The sequence below is a fragment of the Flectobacillus longus genome (assembly GCF_030056705.1).
Lineage (GTDB): Bacteria > Bacteroidota > Bacteroidia > Cytophagales > Spirosomataceae > Flectobacillus > Flectobacillus longus.
This window is the reverse complement of record NZ_JASHIC010000015.1, coordinates 40,478-52,630: the sequence shown is the minus strand read 5'-3', so window position 1 is coordinate 52,630 and position 12,153 is coordinate 40,478. Positions and strand designations below refer to the sequence as shown.

The window sequence follows — 12,153 nt, the reverse complement described above, 5'->3', positions numbered from 1 at the left end:
AATAGGAAGAGTCGGGCATGTTTTACTAACAAAAATGTAATTTTGCTTTTACAATGCAACAATATAGGTGGCTCAACTTGTGCTACGCAGAACCAAATACTTAAAGATATCTATTCACTAAGATGATCATTTTCATTGACGACAGACCTATCAAAGTGATAAGTCAAAAAAAAGCTAAGTCTCTGACAACCACAGATTTTGAACACTTGATAGACGCAAAACTAGAAAGTATTCGTCCTGAGAAATTGCATGGCCATGTCTTGATATTGAACGTAATTTTACCAACAATCAATAAACTTTTTACGATTTTAAAAGAACACGATTTACCACACTTTCTATCTATCACATTGGTAACAGCCGATAGAGATTTGACAGAAGAGCAAATTAAAGCACAATATAAAGTGATTAAAGCAGCAGGTGGTGTAGTGCGAAATGAAAAAGGAAATTTATTATTGATGTATCGTCTCAAAAAATGGGATTTGCCTAAAGGTAAACTCGACAAAGGCGAAAAATCCAAAAATGGTGCGGTGCGTGAAGTGGAAGAAGAATGTAATGTAAAAGTGCGCTTGGAAGAAAAAATCTGTACAACCTTTCACACTTATACTTACAAAAACGAACACATCCTCAAACAAACAAAATGGTATTCGATGGAGATTGTAGATGCTTCTAAAATGAAACCACAAATTGAAGAAGACATTGAAAAACTAGAATGGATGGACCGTAAGCAAGTTCATACAGCACTCATTAATTCTTATTCATCTATCCGTTATGTCGTAAAAAGATATTTTTACGAAGGCGAAGACAAATGGGAGATATAAAGTGATGAGTTGTGAGTGCTGAGCGATGAATTTAGAGAACAAAACACTTTTTCAAATTCACAACTCAGCACTTATCATTCACAACTCACAACTTAGACAGCCTTCAAAGCTTGCTCAATATCTGCCTTAATATCGTCAATATGTTCAATTCCTACAGACAAACGTAGTGAAGTTGGTTCTACGCCAGCAGTTAATTGTTCAGCCTCTGACAATTGCGAGTGGGTAGTCGAAGCTGGGTGAATAATCAGGGTTTTTGAATCCCCAACATTCGCCAAATGGCTAATCAACTGAAGGCTATTCACAAACTTTTCTGCACGAGCTTTATCACCTTTCAGTTTAAACGACAGCACACCACCAAAGCTACGATTCAAGTATTTTTTCGCTAGCTCGTGATAAGGGCTGCTTTCAAGTCCTAAATAATTCACACCTTCCACCTCTGGATGCGCCAACAACCATTCAGCTAGCTTTTGAGCATTTTCACCAATTCTTTCTACACGCAATGACAAAGTTTCTAAGCCTTGTATTAATAAGAATGAGTTGAATGGACTTTGTGAAGGACCCCAATCGCGCAAGCCTTCTACCCTAGCACGAATGATATATTGAATATTGCCGAATGGTCCACCAATACCGAAAACATCATTGAGCACCAAACCATGATATGAAGGCGAAGGCTCTGTAAATTGAGGAAATTTACCATTACCCCAGTTAAATGTACCGCCATCGACAATTACTCCGCCCATCGACGTTCCGTGTCCACCAATCCACTTTGTTGCTGATTCTACCACCACGTGAGCACCATGTTTGAGCGGTTGGGCAATAGCTCCACCTGCACCAAAAGTATTATCCACGATTAATGGAATTTCGTATTTGTTTGCCAAAGCAGCGAATGCTTCAAAATCAGGTACACTAAAACTTGGATTTCCGATAGTTTCCAAATAAATCAATTTGGTACGATCATCAATCAATTTTTCAAAGCTCGATACATCATCGCCATTAGCAAAACGAGCTTCTACTCCAATATTTTTGAAGGAATTTTTGAACTGATTATACGTCCCACCATACAGGAACGAGGTTGTAACAAAGTTATCTCCTGCCGTTGTGATGTTATTAATCGCTAAGAACTGCGCCGCATGCCCCGAACTAACAGCCAAGGCTGCTACACCACCTTCCAACGCTGCAATTCTTTTTTCGAATACATCGTTGGTTGGGTTCATAATACGTGTGTAAATATTACCAAACTCCTTCAAAGCAAAAAGATTGGCGCCATGTTCGGCACTATTAAAAGAATAAGAAGTAGTTTGATAAATAGGTACTGCTCTTGAGTTAGTTGTTGGGTCTACTTGCTGACCTGCGTGCAGTTGAAGGGTTTCGAATTTCATGTTAAAGAGTTTTTTAAGGGCAAAGCCAATAGGTTTCTGTTTTAGAAGTAATTGGAATCACAATACATCTATTGCGTTGCCAAGGTTTTGTTTCTTTAGTTTAATACGTTTGTTAAAAAAGAATAAACTTAAACAAATATACCTATATATATCTAAAACTACAAAACCTATAGACTAAAATATATTCTACTAAAAATATAACCAATCATTGACATGAATGAGCCAATCAGTAATTATTACCATTAAAACTATATTTCGCACCATATATATTTCTTTTTTAACATCTACCTTTGACATCATCAAACGAAGCCAATATAAAGTATGTCAGATAAAAAAATAAATTTTCCCATTTTAGATATTTGCACGCTATCCGAAACGAGAGATGAAGATTTTTTGGTTAGTAAATTTGGCGCTTATTTGGAACGACACAAAAACCTCCATCATGCGCACCGACATAGTTTTTATCATTTGGTTTTCTTTACGCAAGGAGCTGGCTTTCATACGATAGATTTTAGCAATTTTGATGTAAAACCTTATCAGATTTATTTTATGATACCTGGGCAGGTGCATAGTTGGAGTTTTGAAGGACCAATAGATGGATATGTGGTCAATTTTTCGGAAGAGTTTTTCCAGTCTTTTTTATTGAAAGCAGAGTATTTAGCCAATTTTTCATTTTTCAATAATATTGCGCAAGACAGCGTCATCAATTTGAGTTTTCCGCTCAATCAAAAAGTAAAAGGCTTTTTTGAAGAAATCCTTGAACAGGCACAACAAAAACCACCTTTTGCGCATGACATGATAAAAAGTTTGCTCATACAAATGTTTATTGCCATAGATCAGCAAACCATTACAGAAAAGCCCAAAAATATTCCGCAGTTCAATTACACCTTGCTAAAGAATTTTCAAAAGTTGATTGAAAAGCATCATACTACCTTAAAATTACCTATGGAGTATGCAGAATTATTATATATTACTCCGAATCACTTGAACGCCCTTTGTAAGGAGCATTTGGGTATGCAAGCAGGCGAGGTAATTCGTAATAGAATTGTGTTGGAAGCAAAAAGGTTATTGGTCAACAAAAATACAAGTATCTCAGAAATTGCCTATTATCTCAATTTTGCGGACAATTCATATTTCTCCAAGTTTTTTAAAAAACATGTGGGGTCAAGTCCTGAAGAGTTTAGAAAGAAGTTTTGAGTAGCCTTGCTTTAAGCGGTAGGCCGTAAGCATTAGGCAAAAAAACTTCTACTTTCTCATAATAGTTACTTTGGCTGAAAGCCGAAAGCTAAATAATTTAATTTTGCTCACTTAATTGATATTTTCTGCCTCATGCCTAGGGCATACGGCTTAAAGCACATAATTACAATTTTGTTTCATATAAATATTTTTAGTCATGAACGAATATCAAAATATAAAATTCGATGTCGAAAGAAGTAAAACACGTGCGATGATAGAAATGCGATGTCCGCAGTGTCGCCAAGGAAAAATGTTTAAGTATCCTAACTGGCGCATCGACAAATTTGACGAGATGCACGACAACTGTCCTGTTTGTGGGCTACATTTTGAGGTAGAACCTGGCTTTTGGTACGGTGCCATGTTTGTGAGCTATGGCTTTTCGATAGCGATTTTGGCTATCATGGGTATTGTGATTTATTGGGGCTTCAATGACCCATCGGTTTTGGGATATATTGTTCCTATTCCGATTGTATCATTGATTGCAGTACCATTCAATTTTAGAATGTCAAGAAGCGTATTTTTACATCTATTTGGATTTGTGAAATACAAACCAGAACGAACAGCATAAACATTTCTATTACACTTGTTATCTAAAAATAAATCCTCAAAGCAAAGGCATAAATCTTTCGCTTTGAGGATTTTAAGTTTTAAACTTTTAAAAAAGTGAGTCCAAGACAAAGTCTTGGACTAGAATTTACGTTCGTTTTACTTTATGTCTACGTATCTTAAAGGTAGATTCCAGCCTTCAATAGAAATCTGAGTTGGTTGTGTATCTGCTTTTGCTTCTAAAACTACCTTCTTGGTTGTCTTTGGCGTAATTGAAACGTAGTTATCATCGTAGAAAGTTGGTAAAATACGCTCTTTACTTTGGCTATTTACTAACGATACTCGGTTGAAGAAGGCTATCGTTTTTTCATCTTTATTCGTCAAGCTTACTTCTATTTTATCTCCCGAAAGGCGTTTGGCTACTACCTCTACATTGGCAGTCGGCATGGTTTGTAAACCTGAGTATTTACCTTCGGTATTAGGATACCAATAGAAATTATCACTTACAATTTTTTGGTTTTCGTCTAGCAATTGTAACGAAAGAAATGAACCATCTTTAGCTCCTAACTCATCCAAGATATTTTTAACTGATAAAATCTTCTTAATGGATGTCGCTTCAATATAGGTAAATACTTTGGTTATAAGTTTGGAATTACCTTTAGTGTCATAAGCTGTAGCCACCAGCATCAAATTTCGTTTTGCGGTAAAATCATTATTGACCATCATCAACATACCATCAATTGGATTTGCCATGATATGCACCAATTCACTACCTCTACGCAATCCATACAAACAAGCATTTGGGTCAAGATAATAGTCATACATTTGTCCACGCATGGCAGTCCAAGGGTTTTGGGTTTTCCAAATGATTACCCCTGTGTACCAATCCCACTGATGCGCACTAAAGCCTTCCATTAAACCACGATATTGGTCGTAGTTTACCAACTGTGCCTTCAAACCAAAATCCTTAATATCTTTTGGTTTGCCATAAGGGTCAATAAACTGATTGTATCCCACGCCTGTATAAGTATGGTACGTCCAAACGGTATCTGGCTTTGTTCCAGTATTATGATATGGAACTTTCAAGTTTTCTTCGGGAATAAATCTTTTCAACGATTCATAATCCCCTGTTCCTACCGAACCTACTTCAGAGTTGAATGGGAAAGTACGCTGTTGCCAAAATACCTCCAAAGGTTGTATTCCATAAGGACCATCGCCGTTACCACCAAGAAAGTTGTAAGACATCGCATCTGAATTAGAATAATCTACAAACCAACGAGTTCCGTCTAGTTCAGGTAAAATTTTGTCTCGCAATGGCACCAAAATATCTTCTGGTGGGGTAATTTCGTTTCCTCCACACCACATAGCCAAAGAAGGGAAATTGCGTACCATTTTAATCATATCCGCTGCCGACTCCAAAAACAAAGGATGATTATCTGGATATTTACGACGTGTCCATTGGTCTTCTTTTTTCATAGGGTCAATCCAACGACCATTGCAGTCGCCTGACATCCAGAAATCTTGAAATACCAATAAACCATATTTGTCACAAGCTTCATAAAACTCAGGACGCTCTACTAATGCTCCTCCCCAAATACGAATCAAATTCAGGTTCATATCTCTATGATAGCGAATTTCGGCGTCATATCGTTCTTTTGAAAAGCGCAACATCGCATCAGATATAATCCAGTTGCCTCCTTTGATAAAAATCTTTTGACCATTTACCGCAATCTGACGACTTTGAGTTGTTGTATTCCATGAGGTTTGAATTTCGCGAATACCTACTTGCAATTTCTCAAAATCAGATACTTTTTGACCGTTTGGCGTAAAGCTAAACTCTGCATCATACAAATTTTGAGGGCCATAACCCGCTGGCCACCAAAGTTTAGGATTGTTTACAATAAGGTCTTTGATTTTGTAAGTTTTGCTCGATTTGGCTGGTAACGTGAGTTTTTCAGAAACAATTTGTCCATTAAGTTTAAAACTTAAAACTCCCGAAACAGGGCTATCGCTGGTATTTTCCAGCTCGGCAGTAGTTTTTACTGTCGCTGGCTGCTGTGCACCTTCTGGTGTGCGAACACCCGACACGAGGGTAATTACATGCGGGTCTTTGAGGTTGACCAAGCCAGTTTTTTCAATTTGAACTTTATCCCAAATACCTGTATTTCGGTCACGAATAGGGCGAATCCAGTCCCAACCTGCGGTGTATTGGATAGCTACATTTTTGGCAATAGTTCCATCACCGCCTTGACCACCATTGGGATTGCCTGGGAAGTTAGAAGGATATACAATGACTGCCAAGCGGTTTTTGCCATTGCTTGCCAACAAGTTAGTAATATCGAATGCTTTGCGCAAAAACATCCCTTCGAATGGCTCTTTATTGACTTTCTGACCATTCACAAAGATTTCACAAGAGTAATTGATACCTCTAAATTTCAACCAAACTTTTTCTCCTGATGTTGGCCTTTTCTCTTCGAAATCTTTTACAAACCAATAGGTATAATACTCTTTCCCGACATGATATATATCTGGAATTTTCTCATTATTGAGTCCGTAAAATGGATCAGGAATTTCTTTGTTGGCCAACTGAGTAGTCAAAACCGTTCCCGGAACTACCGCAGGTTTCCAAGCAGAAAGGTCGAATTGGGGACTTGAAATCTGCGTACCCGAGGCCTGAATGGTATTGGCTTTAGTACATTTCCAACCTTGATTTAGCTCATAACTTTGTTGTGCTATTACAGGCAAAATGCCCGTCGATAGCAAACAAGCCGTAAGCGCAAGTTTGATTTTTTGTTTGAACGAATACATAAATTTAGATTTAAGAAAATTGGGAATTATTGAGAGTGAAACCCTTCCTTTTGTTCGATACGCATTTTTCTCAGTATTATTTTAATATTAAATATACCTAAAAACAGCTTAAGCATCGAAGGCAAGGAAGTACTTCAAATATAGGTATTCATGGAAAGTAATTAACCTGAATTATCTGGAAAATCCATTCATTTGGCGATTATTAATGTTAACACATGACACTTTTTATCCGAAAAAATGAAACCTTGTTTTCTTAAAATCACTCAATTCTATAATCATGAAACGTATTATATCACTCATCAGCGCTGGAATTCTTTTGAGCAATATTTCTTTATTGGCTCAAACGCAAAAACTTCGCTGTGAATACTTGGAAAATCCCTTGGGAATAGACCAAACAGCCCCACGATTTACTTGGGAGTTTAGCACCAAGCAAAATCCTATCTCCGTCAAAATTTGTGTAGATACCGACTCACTAGCACTGGTAAAAGGGCGTAATAATACTTGGATATCGAACAATATTGCCTCCTCACAACAATTAGTTTCGTATGCAGGAAAACCCTTACAATCTTTCCAGAAATATTATTGGAAATTAATCGACAAAAACAATCAAACACTGAGTGCGATTGCAAGTTTCGAAATGGGTTTATTAAATTCTTCAGATTGGAAAGGTGCTTGGATAAGTGATAGCCAAGGCAAAGAAGAAAAAAATGCTCCCTATTTTAGAAAAGCCTTCGAAGCAAAAAAAGAAATTGTTTCGGCTCGTGCCTATATTGCGGTGGGTGGCTTGTATGAGTTAAGTATCAACGGACAACGAATAGGCAACCACCGCCTCGACCCCATGTACACTCGTTTCGACAAACGAACCTTGTGTGTAACGTATGATGTTACAAAGCATTTACAACATGGGAAAAATGCCATAGGTGTTTTATTAGGCAATGGCTGGTATAATCACCAATCTACAGCGGTTTGGTTTTTTGACAAAGCTCCATGGCGTAATCGTCCCACTTTTTGTTTGGATGTACGTATTACCTACAAAGATGGCTCAATTGAAACTATTCGTTCAGGAAAAGACTGGAAAACCTCTGAAAGCCCTGTTACATTTAACAGTATCTACACTGCTGAGCATTACGATGCCAGACTAGAAAAAACAGGATGGAATTTGCCCAACTATGATGACAAAACATGGAAAGATGTCATTTATCGCGCCGCTCCTTCTACACGTATTGTTTCACAAGCGCTTCATCCGATTAGACATACGAATGAAATTTTGAGCAAAAATTTAAAGACTTTTTCGAAACAAAACTATGTATTTGATTTGGGCGAAAATATCTCTGGCGTTTCTTCTATAACCGTAAAAGGTAATGCTGGAACTGTCATAAGGCTAAAACATGGGGAACGATTATTGCCAGACGGACACGTTGACCAATCAAACATTGATGTACATTACCGACCAACTGACGATAAAGACCCTTTTCAAACCGATATTTTTATATTGAGTGGAAAAGGAGAAGAAACTTTTACGCCAAAATTTAACTACAAAGGTTTTCAATATATTGAAATCAATAGTTCTGAACCGATTGAGCTTACGCAAAATGGTGTAAAAGGCTATTTTATGCACTCAGATGTACCTGCTATTGGCAAAATTACCAGTTCTAACCCAACCCTCAATAAAATCTGGGCTGCTACTAATCGCTCTTATTTGTCTAACCTTTTTGGCTATCCAACCGATTGCCCACAAAGAGAAAAAAATGGCTGGACAGGCGATGCCCATATTGCCTGCGAAACAGGACTTTATAATTTTGATGGTATAACTATCTATGAAAAATGGCTAGCCGACCATCGCGACGAACAACAGCCCAATGGCGTGCTTCCTTCAATTATTCCGACAGGAGGCTGGGGCTACGAATGGGGTAACGGACCAGACTGGACTAGTACTATAGCCATTATCCCTTGGAATATCTATTTGTTTTATGGAGACAGCAAACTATTAAAAGATTCTTATGAGCCCATCAAACGCTATGTTGACCATATTACAGACATCAGTCCGAACGGGCTATGTACTTGGGGATTGGGTGATTGGGTTCCTGTCAAATCCAAAACACCTGTAGAGTTAACCTCAACGGCGTATTATTTTGTGGACGTAACAATCTTGGCAAAGGCAGCCAAGTTGCTCGGAAACCAAGAAGATTATGTCAAATATTCAGCTTTAGCCGAAAAAATTAAAAAGGCATTTAATCAGAAATATCTCAACGAACAAACTGGCATTTACGGTGCGGGAGTTCAAACCGAACTAAGTGTACCACTTTATTGGGGACTAGTTCCTGAAGGATTGAAACCCAAAGTAGCGAAAAACTTAGCTGATAGAGTTGCCCAAGACAATTATCACTTAGATGTAGGTTTATTGGGAACAAAAGCCATTTTGAACGCTTTGAGCGAAAATGGATATGCTTCTATTGCTTATAAAGTTGCCTCACAAGAAAGTTACCCATCGTGGGGTTGGTGGATAGTAAACGGTGCTACAAGTTTGTACGAAAACTGGCCAATTGACGCCAAATCTGATATTTCGATGAACCACATTATGTTTGGTGAGATTGGCGCTTGGTTATACAAAGGCTTAGCAGGAATTTTTCCAGATGAGCAAGGTGCTGGTTTTAAAAACATTATGTTAAAACCCAATTTTGTTGAAGGTTTAGCAACATTCTCCGCCGATTTTGAGTCACCAAGAGGTTTGATTCATTCGGAGTGGGAACAAAAAGGTAATACTGTAATTTACAAAATTGTAGTACCTCAAAATGCTTCTGCTAAAGTACAGTTACCAGAAGGATACAAGGTGAAAAGCATTAATCAAAAAGCTATCTCGACTCCACAAGTAGGTCTTTTATCTGCTGGTGAATATACCTTACTCATCGAAAAATAGAGGTTTGGAGACAGATAGTAAGGGGGTATTCTGAACACATCTAGCAATGCTTTAGAAAAATGTGCCACGCATTCATCTCAATGGAATTAAAATAATCCCTAATTTTGTTCTATTCGTGCAAGTCTGCTAGGTGTGTTGTTTAGATTACCAATTATTATGAAGTTTCAAAAAGTCCTTTTTAGCACTATATATTTACTATTGATAGGTTCTTGGCTGCCTGCGCAAATCAGATTTGAAGTGCACATTCCAGCCCAGAACCGTTCAAAAAACCTCCCTATTTTCATTGCTTGTAGTTTTAACAATTGGTCACCTGGCGACCCCAATTTTCAATTAGAATCTATTGGAAATGACACATACGCCATTGATCTTCCTGATACACTTTCCTATTTTGAATACAAATTTACCCAAGGTTACTGGACACAAGTAGAAGGCGATTCGCAAGGGCATAGCCGTCCAAATCGGATATATGACCGATTGAAAGAACAAAATCCTCAACATTTGAGTCTTCAAATCGAAGGGTGGGAGGCTCGTCCTACCTATCGTTTTTATATCAAAAGTCTTCCCAAAAACACGCCTCAGGATGCGAGTATTTATATTTCTGGAAATTTCAATAATTGGGATCCGGGCAACGAAAGTTACAAACTTCAAAAGCAGTTTGATGGGACTTATCGGGTAACTGTTTCTACAGAATTAGAGAAGTTAGAGTATAAATTTACAAGGGGAAATTGGGAAACAGTTGAGGGGCAAGAAAACGGTAAAGCTTGCCCAAACCGTATTTTATCTCGTAAAACCGACCTCAAATTAGATGAAATTCCCGTAGATATCAGCGGTTGGGAAGACCTTACGGGTACTTTTAATTTTTACTCGATTTATGATTTGCTAATTCTATTTTCAGCTTTTCAGTGTATTCTGCTGTTGGTGGCAATTCCAACGATGCAAGACTACAATCGTAAGGCTAATCAGTGGTTACTACTCTCCATTGCTTTTACAGCTACTGTCCTGATTATGAAAACATTGACAGGATATAGAGTTGTAGCGGAGCAATATAGTCGCTTACTTTTGATTCCTGATTTTGCCTTATTTTTGTATGCTCCATTATTTTATTTTTATCTACAAAAACTCCTTTTCAAAACACCTCAAATGCCTGTAAAATGGTGGTTGCATTTTATATTACCCATTTTTCAGATATTGATATATATGCCCTTTATGCTATTGGGCTCGAAGGAGTTACTGATAAAATTATTGAACAAAGAGCAAGACCTTCATCTCGTTTCAGTCATTGCAGGAACAATTTCATGGTTTGTCAATATATTTTACTGGTTTATCAACTGGAAATCGGTAGAGGGTTACAACAAACAATACCCAAATCAAGCCTCTAACGAGCAAAATACGGATTACTTACATACGGTTTTGATTCTTCAAGCTATTTGCCTTGTGTTATGGGCTTTTACGGGCTTACTGGTATTAGGTCAGCGATTTTTTGAGTGGGATACCGTTTTGTTGGCAGACAAGAGCATCGATATTATTTGGTTGGCATTTTCAGCAATTCCATACTTCTTGGGATATTTCGCCATTCATCAACCTGAAATTTTCAAAATTGCCAAAACCAGTCTTACGCAGGTCAATATTTTGCCGAATAAGGTATCCACAGAAAGCGCATTGGTGTTACCTAAATCACCAGAAGTTTCACCCGAAATAACACCTCAAACAGACGAAACTCCAGTACAGGATATTGAAAAAGATGCTAATCACGAGCAACTCATAGCCAGTTGGAAGGAAAAAATTGATGAGTTTATGAACTCCGAAAAGCCCTACACCAATGTGGGACTTACTCTAAATGAGTTGGCAGGAATGTTGAAAATAACACCACATTTACTTTCAAAAGTTATCAATGAGGCATATCAAAAAAACTTTTTTGACTTTATTAATTCCTATAGAATTGAAGAATTTAAAATTCGTTTTGAAGACCCTCGCAACCGACAATTCACCATGTTGGCAATTGCTTTTGATGTAGGCTTTAATTCAAAAACGGCCTTCAATCGTGCCTTTAAAAAAATGACATCTCAAAGCCCAAGAGAATATTTCTTTGACTCGCGAGCGGAAGAATAATTCATCGTAAACTTTCTATTTATTCCTCTTTAGAGACGCAAAAATTGCGTCTCTATTTTTATATATCTCTACTATTTTATCGGTAAATTTCCCTCTCTAATTTTTCTCTATCTCTTCAAATTCCATTTGTACAATTTCACCACTTTTATGTTTTAAGTCGATATTAAAAAAAACATCCCGTACCTTTGCAGTCTTTTTTAGCTAAAAATGAGAAAAAATTGTCAAAAATAAGTACCATTTTATAAAGTGGAATATCTAAATAGTTATACAAAAGATTGAAATACAACAAGTTAAATTTTATTTTAAAATAAATCTTTAAAAAGTACAAAATACATAAAGT

The 12,153-nt window shown here is 37.2% G+C and carries 7 protein-coding genes; 5 read left to right on the top strand and 2 right to left on the bottom strand.

Features of this window, described 5'->3' with window-relative positions; genetic code table 11:
- Positions 1–122 precede the first annotated feature (122 nt).
- A complete protein-coding gene (locus tag QM491_RS12385) occupies positions 123–818 on the top strand; it encodes an NUDIX hydrolase (protein WP_283327805.1) in 696 nt (231 codons plus the stop codon).
- Positions 819–910: 92 nt separating this feature from the next.
- Here QM491_RS12385 and QM491_RS12380 read toward each other — a convergent pair whose 3' ends face one another.
- Positions 911–2,197: an O-acetylhomoserine aminocarboxypropyltransferase/cysteine synthase family protein gene (locus QM491_RS12380; RefSeq protein ID WP_283327804.1), complete on the bottom strand. Its 1,287-nt coding sequence runs from the start codon at positions 2,195–2,197 to the stop codon at positions 911–913.
- A gap of 321 nt (positions 2,198–2,518) precedes the next feature.
- Between QM491_RS12380 and QM491_RS12375 the strand changes: the two genes are divergently transcribed.
- Both QM491_RS12375 and QM491_RS12370 read left to right on the top strand, forming a co-directional pair.
- Entirely contained in the window at positions 2,519–3,394 is an 876-nt protein-coding gene (locus QM491_RS12375) for a helix-turn-helix domain-containing protein (protein ID WP_283327803.1), read from the top strand.
- Positions 3,395–3,590: 196 nt separating this feature from the next.
- Positions 3,591–4,001, top strand: coding sequence for a DUF983 domain-containing protein (locus QM491_RS12370; protein WP_283327802.1), 411 nt, complete (start codon positions 3,591–3,593; stop codon positions 3,999–4,001).
- A gap of 137 nt (positions 4,002–4,138) precedes the next feature.
- On the opposite strand, the gene QM491_RS12365 is transcribed toward QM491_RS12370, so the two are convergent.
- A complete protein-coding gene (locus QM491_RS12365) occupies positions 4,139–6,787 on the bottom strand; it encodes a glycoside hydrolase family 2 protein (protein ID WP_283327801.1) in 2,649 nt (882 codons plus the stop codon).
- A gap of 277 nt (positions 6,788–7,064) precedes the next feature.
- Here QM491_RS12365 and QM491_RS12360 point away from each other — a divergent pair, with 277 nt between their 5' ends.
- Both QM491_RS12360 and QM491_RS12355 read left to right on the top strand, forming a co-directional pair.
- Positions 7,065–9,704, top strand: a complete 2,640-nt coding sequence (locus tag QM491_RS12360) for an alpha-L-rhamnosidase (RefSeq protein ID WP_283327800.1) — start codon at positions 7,065–7,067, stop codon at positions 9,702–9,704.
- 237 nt (positions 9,705–9,941) lie between these two features.
- Complete coding sequence (locus QM491_RS12355) at positions 9,942–11,813, top strand: helix-turn-helix domain-containing protein (RefSeq protein WP_283327799.1); 1,872 nt, start codon at positions 9,942–9,944, stop codon at positions 11,811–11,813.
- Positions 11,814–12,153 lie beyond the last annotated feature (340 nt).